Source organism: Janthinobacterium amylolyticum (genome assembly GCF_051380655.1).
Lineage (GTDB): Bacteria > Pseudomonadota > Gammaproteobacteria > Burkholderiales > Burkholderiaceae_D > Janthinobacterium.
This window is the reverse complement of the sequence record NZ_JBNYXL010000016.1, coordinates 101,202-114,620: the sequence shown is the minus strand read 5'-3', so window position 1 is coordinate 114,620 and position 13,419 is coordinate 101,202. Positions and strand designations below refer to the sequence as shown.

Below are 13,419 nucleotides of genomic sequence, written 5' to 3'. Positions count from 1 at the left end.
CTCGATGTCGCCGCCCGACAATCCAGCCTCGCCCGTCAGGCTGACCTGTTCCGTGAAGGCCAGGCCGCCGGTGGCCAGCGGCAGATACTCGGTGTTGGCCGGCACCTCAGCCGGCCCAGTGACATACGGCCGGGAGGCGATGTACCGGGTCACCTCCTGGCCGGCCACGTTCACCTGGGCCTCGATCAGCACCATGCGCACGGCCGACGGGCTTTGCAGCCATTGTAGAAATTGCTCGTCGGTCATGCGTATTCACCTTTCACTGTATTGGCCCAGGCTGAGCCTTTGGCTGATTTATCAACGCCGGCCACTACCGTCTTGGCGGCACTGGCGTTCGACTCGGCCGTGGCACGGATGGTATCGCCGGTCTGCTTGGCCTGATCCGCCCGCAGCCCCTTGATCTCTTCGCGCATGGCCTTGTTGTCCTCGCGCAAACCGCGAATTTCGACCACCAGCGCATCCGTGTTGCCGCCACCCTGGCTCGGCGCGCCGCCGAAGTAGCGTCGCATGGCAGCAGCGGCAGGTGCATCGACCACCACTTCGCCTTCGTGCAACTCAGCCGCGTAGCCGTCAAACGGCACATTGGCCAGGCCGCCGGCATGCGAACCGTCGAACTGCACACCCAGGCCAGTCGCCGTGCCCATCGCCGCACGCAGGTTGGCGATGGCTTGCGCCACCGTCAGCACGCTGTCGTTGATGGCGATCAGGCCCGACACCTGCGCCTTCAAGGCGTCCAGGCTGGCCTGCTGCACGTCGACCTGCGCCGATGCCCATTTCGCCGCCTCGTCATTGGCCGCGATGACGCGCGCGTAATCCGCCGCGTACTTGGCATCCGAGGCGTTGACTACCTGCGAAGCCGTCAGGAATGCCTGCTCGGCGGCCGACAGTCCAGACTGCGCCGCCGTGTCGCCGGCATTGGCTGCCGCCAAGGTTTTTTCGAACTGGGCTCGTGCCTCGGCATACCGCTGTTCCGGCGTCAGGATGCGGTCATCTCGGCAGCTTTCGACGTGACGAACAGCCCGGTAAATGCGGTAAGCAAGCCACTTTTTGCAAGCATGCTCTGGACGGCCATAGCCATTTCATACGCGCGGTACGCTTTCTCTACGCCCTCCATCGCCTTGTAACCGGCCGAGTTCTCTTTGAAAAATCCCTTGGCAGCGCTGGCCATGTCGCCGTAGCTCTTGACCTGTGCTTGGGCGCCCTGCTGCGCGGCCGCCGCTTGGGCTTTTGCTACCTTGGTGGGATCTCCATGCGCATCCTTGGTGGATGCTGCCAATTGTGCAGCGATTGCCTGCTGCTGCACGGCATAGCCAGACAATGCTGTCGTCAGTCCACCGATGGCCGTGCCAACCGCGCCAAACGACGCCGTCATCCCCTGCGCTGCCGACTTCGTTGCGGTGTCGACAGCCGTCAGGATATCCAGCAGCTCTTTGGCCTTGGCCACGTCGCCACCCTGCTCTTGCGCCGAAGCCTTGCCCTGCACAATGCTAAGGCGGTTCAATGCTTCAATTTTTCTATTGATGCCGTCGATAACCTTCTCGTTGCCCTCGAAGCTAGCAAGGGCCGCCTTTTGTTCTTGAAGGTCAGCGACAGCCAGGGCGGTTTTTTGCGCCGGCAACAAGTTGTACGCGCGAATTTGCTCCTCAACGGCCGCGACCTGGGCGTTAATCGCCGCAATTTCCTTGTTTGCAGCATCTGATGCGGCGGTGGCGATCGCCGCTTGGCGCAAGCGCTCCTCTTCGTCCCGACGGAAGCTCTCGTCAAAATAGGCTTTCTCGGCCGCGTCACGCTTCCCGAGGATCTCGTTGATTTGCTTTTCGTGTTTCGCAGCCTCACCCTTGGTCCGGCTGTTGTGGCTGGTCAACGCATCGAGCTCCAGGTCATACGCATCAATCTGCGCTTCGTATGTTTTGGTCGCATACGAGCGCTTGTTCTCGTATGCCTGCTGAACTGACAACTCCCCGCCCCTCAGATACATATCGTCCAGTTTGGCCAATTCATCGTAATGCGCCTTGGCTAACGCGGCTTCCCTCTCATACTGCTTGATCTGGTCGGCGAGTTGGGTGTTTTCGACCTGATCCGCTTTCGGTTTCGCTTGCTCCATATGTGCTTTTGTTCTGGCGGCAATGCCAGCGGCAACAGCCTCAGGCGTGAGCAGTGGCGAAGCCGGATCGACAGCTTTGATTGCAGCAAGGTTCTGGCGGTAATCCTCGTTCAGCTTCGCGGCTTCGGCTGATTGTTTGCGTACGGCGTCAGTCATGGAAATCCTTGTTGTTACATGCGCAGCGGCGCGGTGGTCGTCGTGCTCTTCACGATCGGGTACTTCGTTCAGGTGCACGTGCAAAACATCCTGGGCTGGCTGCCGAAGAATGCCACCAGCCTGGAAGGCTTGACCCAGCTGCGTTTGCTGGAAAGCGTGTCCGAGCCGGATGGCGACTTCGACACCAAGGAAATTGAGCAGGTGCGCGTCCTGGGGCGCGGCACTTGGCAGACCTGGCGCCAACGCGAAACGGCAGGCAAAAAGGACTGGGTGCTGCACGAAGAAGGCGCCACTACGCTGAAGCGCATCGCATTCGTTCCGGTCTACGGCAAGCGCCTGGGCTACATGCAGGCCACGCCGCCGCTGCTTGAACTGGCGCACAGCAACGTCGAGCATTGGCAGAGCAAGAGCGACCAGCAGAACATCTTGCACGTCGCGCGCGTGCCGATCCTGTTTGCCAAGATGCTGGGCGAGGGCGGTATCACCGTCGGCGCCGGCAGCGCGGTCAAGTCGGAATCGCCCGAAGGCGACCTGAAGTTCGTGGAGCACGGCGGCAAGGCCATCGAGGCCGGCCGCCTGTCCATCCTCGATCTGGAAGACCGCATGCGGCAGGCGGGCGCCGAACTGCTGGTGATTAAGCCCGGCAACGTGACCGAATCGCAGACCCTGGCCGACAACGAGCAGGGCGCATGCGCGCTGCAGAAGATCGCGGGCAACGTCGAAGACGCGGCGGACCAGGCGCTGCAGCTGATGGCTGAATGGGTGAATGAGGCTGAAGGCGGTCACATTACCATTTTCAAGGACTTCGGTGCCGCTTCGCTGGCCGAGGCCAGTGCTGAGTTGCTGTTCAAGAGTGCCGCGAGTGGGAAAATCTCGGGCGAATTCGATCAAGGTTATACGAGGATGAGCGCCTACCGGCACCAACTTATCTGATGAGCGCACTCCCATTCAAAAGGTCATCGAGGAGTCAAGTGGCGTGTCTACTGAGCCGGAGACTAAATCCGAGTCCGAAGCGCTGGTCCTTGACCTTGCTATTGAGGAAGCCGAAGGCTCGGGAATTCCAGCTCCACCGGCGCCAAGAGCGCGGTTACGGCTCTAATTGCCGTTTGCACTGCTGACTTGGTTAGGGTGACTTACAAGGCCTGAATCGGCTTGCTGCCACGTGCCAATAAAAAAGCCCGGGTCGCGTACGCGCCGGGCTTTTTTACTAATCTTCCACGGCCATAATGCGTGGTGAGCGACAAATTCAAGGCGTGCAGGTACGGCGCTGGGTCCGGGTACTGTCGCGAGTTCCAGCTATCGGTGGCGCGATGCGCACATTACGATTTCCGGAAGAATTTTCTTGAACTGAGGATTGAAGTATACCTCAGAAATACTGTTTGTAAACACAGGCTTAAAGAAAACCTGCGCTACATGTCTCCGCCGCGTAACAGACTGCCCGCCCGGCCAGAATGGCTGTCATAAATGGCGCTGAGTTCGCTCACCATGTCCTTGACGCGCTCCAGCTCCAGGCCGGCCACGCCGTACACTGGTGCAACGCCGGTTCCTTTGCAGGACGTGCACTGCCCATTCCCCAGCAGCACCTTGACGCCGGTACCGCTGCATCCCCTGCACTTGCTGTCCAGCCAGTGCGCCAGCGACTTCTCGGCTACGCGCCGGTAAAGCGCTTGCGCCGCTGCCGCATCCCAGGCTGTATTTTCTGGCACCCAGCGGCGGAACCGACCACGCTTGATCACTTCGGCGGTCCAGATGCGCAACAGCTGCGCCAGATTCTGCTGGTTGCCCTCAAACATGCGGTTTAGCGTGCCGTCGGCATACTTCACGCGGCACAGCAGCGCGCCGATGTCACCAGCCAGCGCCGCAGCGGCGAGCGGGTCAGTCTGGTGGTGCTGCGCGTCATCCATTAAATTGCTCGATCCGATTGAGGCAACATACTTTTCAGCAAATCCCATGCTCTACTCCTGTCAGAATTCGACAATCGTAGCATGGGATTTCACCGGCCTGGCGGCCGAAAGTATCAGCAGCGGAGCAAGCTATGCACCGCTAACTTTTGGGAAAACGAGAACCGTCAGTATGTACCTGGCACAAGGTTCGAACACTCGGCGCCAAGCTGATATGCGGACAAATTATCAAAGGTTGTGGTGGCAATCTCACGCATAGCTTCAATGGTAAAGAAACCTTGATGTCCGGTAACAAGAACATTCGGGAACGTCATCAGGCGTTGGAAAATATCATCCGTAATGATGTCGCCGGACCGGTCCTCGAAGAAAAGGTTGCTTTCTTGTTCGTACACATCGATGGCCAAGGAGCCTAGCTGGCGCGACTTCAACGCGTCAATCACTGCCTGTGTGTCAATGAGAGCTCCACGTGAAGTATTGATCAACATAGCCCCCTCCTTCATCAGATTGAGCGTATCGGCGTTTATGAGGTGGTGGGTATCGGTTGTGAGCGGACAATGCAGTGAGACGAAATCCGACTCGGATAGAAGCTCGGACAGTTCAACCATTTCGCCGAATGCTTCAAACGCCGACGATGGGAACGGATCAAAACCCAACAGTCGGCAGCCGAAACCGTTAAAAATCTTTGCGGTAGCCAAGCCAATTTTTCCTGTTCCTATGATACCCACCGTCTTCCCGTGCAGATTGCTCCCCAAAAGGCCATCAAGCGCAAAATTGCCTTCGCGCACCCTTGCATAGGCACGGTGAGTTCGGCGATTCAGCGTCAGCGTTAAGGCAAGTGCATGCTCAGCAACAGCCTCCGGTGAATATGCAGGCACGCGTGCGACAAAAAAATCCAACCGCCGTGCTGCCTCGATATCGAGGTTATTGAAACCTGCGCAACGCAACAAGATCGCGCGCACACCAATGTGAGCAAGAGCATGCAGCACTTCGGCGTCAAGCACATCATTTACAAACACGCAGATTGCTTTGCATCCTTGTGCAAGAGCCACGGACTGCAGGGACAAGGATTCAGTGTGAAAACGCATCTCCACTGCATCTTGAGTATCGCGTTGATCTGCTTTCTCATTGAGAAAACGGCGATCATATGGTTGGGAGCTGAATACAGCGATTTTCATCTTAGAGATCCTTCGCGCGAACGCAATTTGTAATTGTTAAAAATGGCTACACAAAAGATTACTCCTTTCCAAACTGTATGACCACGCAATTGAATACCTAGCGACGAGGACTGCCGGCCAGAGAAAAAGGAAAGGGTTACCCGAATCGTGCGACACTGCAATAGGTTTCAGATCATTCCGGATGTATACCGTCACTCGGGCAGTTTTTCAACGTCAAGTCCCTACCTAAGTAAGTCCGATCTTCTTGCAGGGCAGCTCTTGCGATACCTTCACAAAGCCCGGCATCTATCAGCAAAAGAACCGCGAACTCCAGGCCATGTATTCGTTTCAGATACACCCCGGCAGCAATCAGTCGTAACGTTTTTTCAGTCGCATTATCAAACATAGCACCCTCCCTGTTTCATTAGGATGCGACAGGTGAAGGGCCAGGTGTTGATCCGCATCAAACAAGTGCAAAAAGCTCGCCGCACTAGGCACTGTCTATAGGGGAATAGCATGCGACGCAAAGCAGTCATACACGTTCCAAAGGCGAAGGAAAAAAGTGCAAAGCCGACAGCTGCAGTATACGTCCGGATGTCTACAGACAATCAAAATCATTCTGTTTCACATCAGCTTCATTGCATTTCGGAGTATGCAGAACGCCATGGCATAGACATTATCAAGACATACACCGACGAGGGTAGGAGCGGGCTCGATTTTTCCTCTCGCCCAGGCTTAAAAAGCCTGATAGAAGACGTGCAAAGTGGCGTAGCACCATTTCAGTCGATACTTGCCTATGACATAAGCCGCTGGGGAAGGTTCCAGGACTTGGACGAAAGCGCCTACTACGAATACATATGCCGCCGCGCAGGAGTCGCCATCGTCTATTGTGCAGAAGACTTCGAGAACAATGGATCTTCGGTCTCGTCCATAATTAAGAGCGTAAAGCGCGCCATGGCCGCCGAGTACAGCAAAGAACTTTCAACCAAGGTGTTTGCAGCTCAGTGCCGTTTTGTAGAAATGGGATTTAAGCAAGGTGGCCGAGCAGGATTCGGATTGCGCCGGATCCCTGTCAGTGCAAGTGGCAAGGCCAAGCCGGCGCTGGCATTTGGCGAGAGGAAGAGTCATCCTACTGACCGTGTAGTCCTTGTTCCTGGGCCAAGCGATGAGCTCGAGATTCTTCGGGCCGTGTACGACTGGTACGTGCTAGAAAAACTAAGTGAGACCGAAATTGCTTTCTTGCTTAACGCCATGGAAGCCCCTCGCGAATGCGGGCGCGCTTGGACCCGTGACTGCGTTCGGGATGTGCTTACGAACGAAAAGTACATCGGCAACATCATCTACAACAGAGCTTCCTTTAAGCTCCGAAAGCGTCACATCGAAAATCCAACGTCGATGTGGATACAAAGGATCGGTGCCTTCCCTCCCCTCATTCCAGTTGCTCTTTTCCGTAAAGCGCAGCAAGAGCGTAAACATCGCCTCGCTCCGATACCAAAAGAAGAACTCTTAGAAATGCTTCGAAAGCTACATCATATGCATGGAAAGGTGACCACTGCCCTAATCGACCAGGATGATGCACTTCCCGGCGCACAAATGTTTGCATACTACTTCGGGACCATGCTAGAGGCCTATGCCCTGGCAGGATTGCCCCCTACCAATTTATGCAAGAATGTAGCTACCCGCGCAGTTGTGCGCAATGTCCGCGCGGAGACGCACGATCAAATCGCGACGTTAATAACAAATGCAGGAGTTGGTTTAGAGCGAGGTCTATCGCGGAATACGTTCTTGCTTAATGGGATTACGATTTTAAAAATAGCTATCGCGCGGTGCCTCTACGAGAAGAAGGCCCTTCCCCGTTGGCGTGTCCGAATGGACGAAGAATCTAGATGCGACTTCGTTCTCGCCGTACTCCTTGACCTTGAAAACACAAAAGCAAATGCATTTTTTCTTTTTCCGAAGGCCGACTTCCTCAAGGTGCAAATTACTCTTACTGAGGCGAACATACCAACTCTTAGCAGGTATCGGCACTCCACTCTCGATGCAATATTTGGGGCAATTCGATAACCAATTCCCTACAGATGTACAGAATCAAATTTCAAGTTGTCGAGCAAGACCTAACTGATCCCCTTCCGCTACAAAATATGCCCCCTGCCATCGTTGCGTGCGCAGTGCCTGGCCCGATTCTGGCGCACACCACGGTGCATACACGCGTAGCGCGCGCTTGCCGCCCTGGCTGGAGCGCGACATCACGCCCCGTTCCAACAGCACGCTGCGCGGGAAAATGAAAAAGCCGTGCCGCGCGTCATCTTCGTCTGCCACGGTGATGATGACGACATCGACGGGGTCCGCTTCGTCCAGCGGAGCGATCTCGGCGTCGGGATGGGGGCGCTTCCAGACCGTGACGAACTGGCCGATTTTCGTCGGCGTGGTTTTGGCTACGCGCAGGACCACGCGTTTGCCGTGCAGTTCGGCGCGGCAGGCGCCGTATTGCGCGCTTTCCGCTTCCGGCACGGGCGCTTGCGGCAAGCCTAGGAAAGCCCATGGACTGGCCTTCATTGCGCGCTGAACTCGGCCGCGGCCTTGGCCGCCCAAAGGGCCTCGTCGTGACTGGTGAACGGGCTGTCATAGCCATCGACCTTGCCATCCTCGTCGACAAAATACAGCCACCAGCCGTCGGCCTGCTGGCGGATGGCCGTATGGCCCGGTGCGCAATGGGTGTGGACGGACTGGTCAGCCGACAGGGTGGCGATGGTGGTGCCACGGTGAATAATATGCTCGGGTGTCATGGGCAAATACGTCATGCAAAAAAATCAATGGCCATAGTGTAGCCGCGCCGGCCGATCCTGGCCAGTACATGGCCAAAAAAAGGCCGCCAAGATAGAGGCTTACGCTACACTATTCCTTCATACGGAGGACAACATGGCGTCACAGCAAGGCACCGTGGATTACCTGCTCGACCAGTTGGCTGGCGCAGGCGGCATCAGCGCGAAAAAAATGTTTGGCGAGTACGGCCTGTATTGCGACGGCAAGATGTTCGCCATCGTTGCCGACGACCAGCTGTTCATCAAGCCGACGGACGCGGGACGCACATGGATCAGCGCGCAAGGCACGCCGCAGGAAGCACCGCCCTACCCACAAGCCAAACCATATTTTTTGATTGATGGCGGACTGTGGGACGAGCGCGATTGGCTGAGCCAGCTGGCGCGGCGCACGGCCGATGCATTGCCGCTGCCAAAACCTAAGGGGCCAAAGCCAAAAACGTAAATTGCACTAAATCGCAACAATAACTCAAATCATAATCGTGACTATTGGATAGTTTTTAAATAGTTTAAGTAGATAAACTTCTGGTAACATTCAAAAAGTAATATTGCTATCAGAATCGATGAAACGCATCACCTGAGCCGCAAAATATAACGATTATCGTTCCGGGAGAAGCTATGGGCAACGTGTTCTGGTCAGACAGCGCAATGACGGCGGAAGGCCGCTACCCTTCGATCCTGGCTATTGGCGACTCCTGGTTCTGGTATCCATTCCCTGGAGGATCGTTGCTCAACCAACTTGGCGAACTTGTGGCCTCCAAGGAGCACGTAATCTTCGCACTCGGGGAAAATGGTGCGGAGATCGTCGATTATGTCACTGGCAAACACACGAAGTTGATCAAAAGAGCACTAAAACTCCACGGGCCGTCACTCTCGGCGGCGTTCATTAGCGGTGGTGGCAACGACTTTGCCGGTGTCAATGATCTGCAGCCGATGCTTAATATCAATTGCTCTAGCGCGAAAACACCGGATGATTGCTTTCGCCCAGGTTCAGATTACCGTACCCTTAATTGGCTGATGAGCAAAACTGCTGAGAACTATGAAATACTCATCGGCCAGATCATGGCGGCGGCAGGGCCGGATGTGCGTATTGTTCTCCATAATTATGATTACGCACTTCCCACTGGGAAAGGCGTATTTGGCAAAGAATCGACGTGGCTACGCATGGCGTTGGACGACTCAAACGTACCATTGGCCTTGCAGGCAGGCTGCGTCAGACTCGTAATCGACAGACTAACTGCCGAACTTGTAAAATTAACTCAAATCGATCCGACACGAATACTACTTGTCGACAGCCGTGGATGTCTTGAGCCGAACCAATGGGCCAATGAAATCCATCCAAAGCCGGTTGGGTTCAAAAAAATTGCGGTTACCCGCTGGGCACCAGTACTTCAGAGCCTCAGCTTGGCCGCCTAATTTTTTTTAAGGCGAGGTGCTATCGCAATGCGCCGTCCCTGCATTTACCGCCCACTGTGGACGGCGTGCTCAACGCGTATGGGCGGATCCATCCGCGTTACACCCATTGCCATCGCAGAAGCGTGCCGCATTTCGAGCAGTGGCTGAGTTGAACCAAACGCTATGACCTGGTGCGCCTGCTCCTGGTCGCCAATTAGCGTCGGCCCTTCTCCTTCAAAGCCCGCTTGAGCGTTCTGTGCTTCAGCAAGACCCACCAAGATCGGCGGATAATCTGGATGCTCATTGCGCATGCGATAGCCTCGGTACCGATTCTCGAACTCCTTGGCAATGAAAGGCCACTCCTTCTCGGTCTTCACGCCCAGCGCCGTCCATCCTCCCATTTCAGTCAGCACGCGGTGCACTAGAGCGTCATCAAATGCCACACTCCGATAAGTTCCAACTACGCGTAGCGCGCGGTCGACCTTGGCCCAGGCCACCATAGCCGAGTCTTGCGTCGTGCCACCCATCATGCGAATCAGGTCGGCCGGCTTCGGTGCGAACTGGCCGCTATCGGGGTTGCGAACGTGGCGGTCGAAGGCCTGGCGCACGGCGGCAAGGTCATACTGCCGTAGAGCTCCCCACCAGATCGTGATGGCAAACTCGCTGGCCGCGCGCCCGTACAGCTCGGTAATACCACCCACCATACCAGCGAAATCCTCGTAGTCATCCTGCGTCATGCTGTCCTCCCTGTGCTCCTGCATTGCCGAAAATTCGTACCTTGGCTCGCTCCGCAGCGGCCATGGTCTGGTCATAGACCGTGCTGGCGCCCTGCCCTGGTCCAGCGCGCAGCCCGTGCTGCGTGATCCATTCGGCTTTGAGACTGCGCCAGCCACGCTCGCAGCAGATGCGCAACGCGCCTTCCAAGGTCAGCCCTGCTTTCTCCGCTTCGCGGACGATGCCCTGAATGGCGGTCTGGGTAATCGGAGCCTTGTGCTTCGTCCGTAGCGCCTTGAAATCAGCGACAATCTGAGAATCAACGCCAGGAAACAATGCATCGGGAGCCTGAGGCGACTTGTCTTTTGTTTTTACTGGTTTATGGTTATTGGTTATTGGTTCTTGGTTATTGGTTGGCAGTGCGCCTGCATTGCCTTCGCTATGCGTCGGCATAGCATCCGTACTGCCACCCTTATTCCATCGCTTGTTGGCGGCATCTGCGGCCTTCATGCTCTTGTCTTTGAACGCAGCTATCTCGGCATCGCAGCGCTTATGCACCCAGCCTGCGTCCGTTGCCTGGAAAAACTCCTGCAGGACAATGCGCACGGCATCCTTCTCCTCATCCGATCGCGCGCGCACCAGGCGGAAGAGTCCTGCTTCGTCGTTCGACAATGGGGCTTCCGTTGTGTAATAACGATCCATCAGGCGACGATATGCACCGTCCTCCAGTAGAGAAAGATGTGCGGTGTCGGTGGTGTAATCGCCAATGTGGTGGCTGTAGTAGTTCAAGGTCGGGCCTCCTGCACACACGCCGTGCCGAACAGGGCCACTACCAGCGGATCGCCCACGGCGCCCGCCTTTCGGATCCAGTACTTGCTGCGCCAGCGCGCCTTCATCGTGTCGTAGCGGCCGTCCTTCTTGGCCTTGGCCTCGAAGCGCAGGCGAATCTGGCGCTTAGTCAGGTGCCGCAGCTTGCATGGCGCGTCCGGCAGATTTCCCACGGCATACACAGCCATGGCTGCACCGGCGCGCGGGTGTGGCTTCCAGCTGGCGATGTAGATCTTGCGCTCGGCGTGCAGCAAGCGGACCCAGCGCAGCACGGCTGCTTGGCTGACGCCCGACTTATTAACGATATCTGCCTTGGTGCCGGGCATGGCGCCCAACACGAAATCACGGAAGTTAATGCGCGTCATGTGTGTTCCATATTTTGTTTTTGGTCACTGGGCAGCGAAGCGAGCAGGCCCATCGACCGTAAAATTTCGTGTGTGGTGACGACGGCCGCGCGAAAGGCAGCCTCCAGGCCGGCCAGAGATAGATCAGCCGGGCGCGGCCGCCGGCCATCGAGCACGTCGTGGCATGCGCTGCAACCGAAGGCGGCGGCGGTGTCTGACGCCTTCAGGCCCATGCCCTTCCCGTCCGCCAGGAAATTGCTGTGGCATAGCACGGTCGTGTCAGGGTCAAAATTGCAGACGGCCAGACGCAACGTGCAGTCCTGGCCGCGCGCGGCGCGCCGGATCGGCGTCGAGCGCGGTCCTTTGGCCTTCAGGCCGGCCTTGCGCTTCGGCGCCGTGCGCTGGTGAGACTGCAAGGAGAGCATGCCGGTGCTCGGCATGGGCGAGGTGCGCTTGAATGGCGTGCGCGCTAAGGGCTTGCCTGGCTTCATCGAAGAGCGCTTCATGCCGTCCACCAACAAGACGACCTGTTATTATGTTGCCAATATCCACGAGGAAATTCATGAAAGCATTTTTTCAATTCGCTGCGTTGGGCCTGCTTTCCTTTGCAAGCGGTTACGGCCTTGCCATTATTCCGTGGTCCAGTACTAATACTCCCGCCTGGGTACAGGCGATTGGCTCCATCATCGCAATCGGAATCGCAATATGGGTGCCTTATTGGCAACAACGAAGCTCCATAAGGCAAGCGGCTGCGGCTGAAAAGGCTCGAACTAAACAATTGCTCAGTAGCCTGAACGACGAAATGTCGATCGTGGTATCTGGGTTTAATACCCGAAATGGTGCCCTCCTCCTTGGCCTGCAATCTGGCGAATTTTTCCGCTATATTGTTCCGGCAACCGAACATCCATTTCCGATCTACAGCGCATGCGTCAACAGGTTGGGCGAAATTCCTGATCCTGTTTTGAGGCAAAAAATTGTCGTCGGTTACACCAAGGCAATGAGTTTTGTTCAAAGCATGCGGCTTAACAACACTTTTGTAGCGAAAATCGAGGAATGCGGCTACCTCGCCGACAAATTTAATGACGACCTGCATAGGAATCACCTTGCTGGACGAATTCAGATCGCCGTTGAATACGCTGCCGCGCTGCGCGCTGCCTACATTGAGGCGATGGCAAGTATTCAAGAGCTTGTCGATGCTCTCAACCTTGAGCTCGCTAATTAATATGATGTTGCACTCTCGCTGCGCAAGGTCGAAGGCATTGCCTTTGTGAAATTGAGCCAAGTAGCGTACGGTGTTGGCTTCGGATTTGGCCGGAGTATTAGTAGGCATGGTCAATCCTCCATCGCGCGCTTGATGCCAGCGGCGTCGAGGCCAGCAGCCTTGCATCCCAGGCGGGTAGCGTAAAAATAGGTCATGTCGCCGCATGCACGGCCAGCCGTGGCCAGGCCGGCGACCACCAGGCGCTGCATGGCCTCGTGCTGCTGGCCGCTGCCGGCGGCAAAATAGTTGCGCCATCCCCACTTGGACTTTGGATATTGCTGCACTGCGCCGAGCATGTGCTGCAGCTTGGCGAGGTCGCCGGGCATGATTGCGTCGCGGACGGCCGCCAGCGCGCAGGCGGCGCATTTGCCGTGCTGGGCCAGCTGCTTGGCGGTGGTGCGCTTGCCGCAGGCGCAGGCTTTGCGCGCCAAGGTTGGCGCCGGCTTTTCATTGGCGATAGCGCGGTGCTGCCGCTCTGCTCTTGCCAAGTCATACATCATGGTAGGATTCCTTTGTGAAATATTTCGAAAGGATTGCAATGACCCACGAGCCATTTGATTATCGAGGCCACTCCATCACGATATGGACCGGTGAGAATGGGAGCGGCACTTGGACTTGGTCGTATGTTGTTGCTGGTGAAAATATCGAGGTAGACAACATAGGGCGTCGCTTGAGGACGCAAAAGGAAGCTGTTCGCGATGCAAAAATAGCTGCCGAGGCCAAAATCGATGGAATGAAATAGG

18 protein-coding genes and 1 pseudogene are annotated in these 13,419 nt (G+C 56.5%); 6 read left to right on the top strand and 13 right to left on the bottom strand.

The window, feature by feature from the left end; all coding sequences use genetic code 11:
* From ACQ4WR_RS26950 to ACQ4WR_RS26940, 3 genes and pseudogenes are all read right to left on the bottom strand, one after another.
* Positions 1–246, bottom strand: a pseudogene (locus tag ACQ4WR_RS26950) (hypothetical protein); the annotation flags it as partial.
* Positions 243–929: a hypothetical protein gene (locus ACQ4WR_RS26945; RefSeq protein WP_436491079.1), complete on the bottom strand. Its 687-nt coding sequence runs from the start codon at positions 927–929 to the stop codon at positions 243–245. The pseudogene ACQ4WR_RS26950 and the gene ACQ4WR_RS26945, both read right to left, overlap by 4 nt.
* A 47-nt stretch (positions 930–976) precedes the next feature.
* Complete coding sequence (locus ACQ4WR_RS26940; protein ID WP_436491077.1) at positions 977–2,260, bottom strand: hypothetical protein; 1,284 nt, start codon at positions 2,258–2,260, stop codon at positions 977–979.
* An 18-nt stretch (positions 2,261–2,278) separates the two neighbouring features.
* Between ACQ4WR_RS26940 and ACQ4WR_RS26935 the strand changes: the two genes are divergently transcribed.
* Entirely contained in the window at positions 2,279–3,193 is a 915-nt protein-coding gene (locus ACQ4WR_RS26935; RefSeq protein ID WP_436491075.1) for a DUF4055 domain-containing protein, read from the top strand.
* A gap of 476 nt (positions 3,194–3,669) precedes the next feature.
* Here ACQ4WR_RS26935 and ACQ4WR_RS26930 read toward each other — a convergent pair whose 3' ends face one another.
* The 3 genes from ACQ4WR_RS26930 to ACQ4WR_RS26920 all read right to left on the bottom strand — a co-directional run bounded on the left by ACQ4WR_RS26930 (position 3,670) and on the right by ACQ4WR_RS26920 (position 5,721).
* Positions 3,670–4,212, bottom strand: coding sequence for a hypothetical protein (locus ACQ4WR_RS26930; RefSeq protein ID WP_436491073.1), 543 nt, complete (start codon positions 4,210–4,212; stop codon positions 3,670–3,672).
* 116 nt (positions 4,213–4,328) lie between these two features.
* Entirely contained in the window at positions 4,329–5,336 is a 1,008-nt protein-coding gene (locus ACQ4WR_RS26925; protein WP_436491071.1) for a 2-hydroxyacid dehydrogenase, read from the bottom strand.
* Positions 5,337–5,508: 172 nt separating this feature from the next.
* A complete protein-coding gene (locus ACQ4WR_RS26920) occupies positions 5,509–5,721 on the bottom strand; it encodes a hypothetical protein (protein ID WP_436491069.1) in 213 nt (70 codons plus the stop codon).
* 110 nt (positions 5,722–5,831) lie between these two features.
* On the opposite strand from ACQ4WR_RS26920, the gene ACQ4WR_RS26915 reads away from it, so the two are divergent.
* A complete protein-coding gene (locus ACQ4WR_RS26915) occupies positions 5,832–7,379 on the top strand; it encodes a recombinase family protein (RefSeq protein WP_436491068.1) in 1,548 nt (515 codons plus the stop codon).
* A 24-nt stretch (positions 7,380–7,403) separates the two neighbouring features.
* Here the strand turns inward: ACQ4WR_RS26915 and ACQ4WR_RS26910 are convergent, their stop codons facing one another.
* Both ACQ4WR_RS26910 and ACQ4WR_RS26905 read right to left on the bottom strand, forming a co-directional pair.
* The gene (locus ACQ4WR_RS26910) at positions 7,404–7,871 is read right to left on the bottom strand and encodes a MepB family protein (protein ID WP_436491066.1); all 468 of its coding nucleotides are present in this window, start codon (positions 7,869–7,871) and stop codon (positions 7,404–7,406) included.
* Complete coding sequence (locus ACQ4WR_RS26905) at positions 7,868–8,116, bottom strand: hypothetical protein (protein WP_436491064.1); 249 nt, start codon at positions 8,114–8,116, stop codon at positions 7,868–7,870. The genes ACQ4WR_RS26910 and ACQ4WR_RS26905 overlap by 4 nt, the downstream gene beginning before the upstream one ends.
* 118 nt (positions 8,117–8,234) lie before the next feature.
* Between ACQ4WR_RS26905 and ACQ4WR_RS26900 the strand changes: the two genes are divergently transcribed.
* Together ACQ4WR_RS26900 and ACQ4WR_RS26895 are read left to right on the top strand one after the other, a co-directional pair.
* Positions 8,235–8,579, top strand: a complete 345-nt coding sequence (locus tag ACQ4WR_RS26900; RefSeq protein WP_436491062.1) for a TfoX/Sxy family protein — start codon at positions 8,235–8,237, stop codon at positions 8,577–8,579.
* Positions 8,580–8,752: 173 nt separating this feature from the next.
* A complete protein-coding gene (locus ACQ4WR_RS26895) occupies positions 8,753–9,550 on the top strand; it encodes an SGNH/GDSL hydrolase family protein (RefSeq protein ID WP_436491060.1) in 798 nt (265 codons plus the stop codon).
* Between the two features lie 44 nt (positions 9,551–9,594).
* Here the strand turns inward: ACQ4WR_RS26895 and ACQ4WR_RS26890 are convergent, their stop codons facing one another.
* From ACQ4WR_RS26890 to ACQ4WR_RS26875, 4 genes are read right to left on the bottom strand one after another with little or no spacing between them, the layout of a single operon-like run.
* Positions 9,595–10,266, bottom strand: a complete 672-nt coding sequence (locus tag ACQ4WR_RS26890) for a DUF6475 domain-containing protein (RefSeq protein WP_436491059.1) — start codon at positions 10,264–10,266, stop codon at positions 9,595–9,597.
* Positions 10,253–11,032 (bottom strand): YdaU family protein, encoded by a 780-nt coding sequence (locus ACQ4WR_RS26885; protein ID WP_436491058.1) that lies wholly within the window; start codon positions 11,030–11,032, stop codon positions 10,253–10,255. The genes ACQ4WR_RS26890 and ACQ4WR_RS26885 overlap by 14 nt, the downstream gene beginning before the upstream one ends.
* Positions 11,029–11,436 (bottom strand): hypothetical protein, encoded by a 408-nt coding sequence (locus ACQ4WR_RS26880; protein WP_436491056.1) that lies wholly within the window; start codon positions 11,434–11,436, stop codon positions 11,029–11,031. Before ACQ4WR_RS26880 ends, ACQ4WR_RS26885 begins: the two co-directional genes overlap by 4 nt.
* Positions 11,433–11,921, bottom strand: a complete 489-nt coding sequence (locus tag ACQ4WR_RS26875; protein WP_436491054.1) for a nuclease domain-containing protein — start codon at positions 11,919–11,921, stop codon at positions 11,433–11,435. Before ACQ4WR_RS26875 ends, ACQ4WR_RS26880 begins: the two co-directional genes overlap by 4 nt.
* Positions 11,922–11,977: 56 nt before the next feature.
* Here ACQ4WR_RS26875 and ACQ4WR_RS26870 point away from each other — a divergent pair, with 56 nt between their 5' ends.
* Positions 11,978–12,637 (top strand): hypothetical protein, encoded by a 660-nt coding sequence (locus tag ACQ4WR_RS26870; RefSeq protein WP_436491052.1) that lies wholly within the window; start codon positions 11,978–11,980, stop codon positions 12,635–12,637.
* A 110-nt stretch (positions 12,638–12,747) separates the two neighbouring features.
* Here the strand turns inward: ACQ4WR_RS26870 and ACQ4WR_RS26865 are convergent, their stop codons facing one another.
* The gene (locus ACQ4WR_RS26865) at positions 12,748–13,176 is read right to left on the bottom strand and encodes a hypothetical protein (protein WP_436491050.1); all 429 of its coding nucleotides are present in this window, start codon (positions 13,174–13,176) and stop codon (positions 12,748–12,750) included.
* A gap of 14 nt (positions 13,177–13,190) precedes the next feature.
* Between ACQ4WR_RS26865 and ACQ4WR_RS26860 the strand changes: the two genes are divergently transcribed.
* Positions 13,191–13,418 (top strand): hypothetical protein, encoded by a 228-nt coding sequence (locus ACQ4WR_RS26860; RefSeq protein ID WP_436491048.1) that lies wholly within the window; start codon positions 13,191–13,193, stop codon positions 13,416–13,418.
* Position 13,419 lies beyond the last annotated feature (1 nt).

Excerpts from the sequence above, each read along its gene's own strand:
- ACQ4WR_RS26890 (WP_436491059.1), bottom strand. The coding sequence starts at position 10,266 with ATGACGCAGGATGACTACGAGGATTTCGCTGGTATGGTGGGTGGTATT.
- ACQ4WR_RS26880 (WP_436491056.1), bottom strand. The coding sequence starts at position 11,436 with ATGACGCGCATTAACTTCCGTGATTTCGTGTTGGGCGCCATGCCCGGC.
- ACQ4WR_RS26920 (WP_436491069.1), bottom strand. The coding sequence starts at position 5,721 with ATGTTTGATAATGCGACTGAAAAAACGTTACGACTGATTGCTGCCGGG.
- ACQ4WR_RS26930 (WP_436491073.1), bottom strand. The coding sequence starts at position 4,212 with ATGGGATTTGCTGAAAAGTATGTTGCCTCAATCGGATCGAGCAATTTA.
- ACQ4WR_RS26935 (WP_436491075.1), top strand. The coding sequence starts at position 2,279 with ATGCGCAGCGGCGCGGTGGTCGTCGTGCTCTTCACGATCGGGTACTTC.
- ACQ4WR_RS26905 (WP_436491064.1), bottom strand. The coding sequence starts at position 8,116 with ATGACGTATTTGCCCATGACACCCGAGCATATTATTCACCGTGGCACC.
- ACQ4WR_RS26870 (WP_436491052.1), top strand. The coding sequence starts at position 11,978 with ATGAAAGCATTTTTTCAATTCGCTGCGTTGGGCCTGCTTTCCTTTGCA.
- ACQ4WR_RS26875 (WP_436491054.1), bottom strand. The coding sequence starts at position 11,921 with ATGAAGCGCTCTTCGATGAAGCCAGGCAAGCCCTTAGCGCGCACGCCA.
- ACQ4WR_RS26865 (WP_436491050.1), bottom strand. The coding sequence starts at position 13,176 with ATGATGTATGACTTGGCAAGAGCAGAGCGGCAGCACCGCGCTATCGCC.
- ACQ4WR_RS26910 (WP_436491066.1), bottom strand. The coding sequence starts at position 7,871 with ATGAAGGCCAGTCCATGGGCTTTCCTAGGCTTGCCGCAAGCGCCCGTG.
- ACQ4WR_RS26940 (WP_436491077.1), bottom strand. The coding sequence starts at position 2,260 with ATGACTGACGCCGTACGCAAACAATCAGCCGAAGCCGCGAAGCTGAAC.
- ACQ4WR_RS26915 (WP_436491068.1), top strand. The coding sequence starts at position 5,832 with ATGCGACGCAAAGCAGTCATACACGTTCCAAAGGCGAAGGAAAAAAGT.
- ACQ4WR_RS26895 (WP_436491060.1), top strand. The coding sequence starts at position 8,753 with ATGGGCAACGTGTTCTGGTCAGACAGCGCAATGACGGCGGAAGGCCGC.
- ACQ4WR_RS26900 (WP_436491062.1), top strand. The coding sequence starts at position 8,235 with ATGGCGTCACAGCAAGGCACCGTGGATTACCTGCTCGACCAGTTGGCT.
- ACQ4WR_RS26925 (WP_436491071.1), bottom strand. The coding sequence starts at position 5,336 with ATGAAAATCGCTGTATTCAGCTCCCAACCATATGATCGCCGTTTTCTC.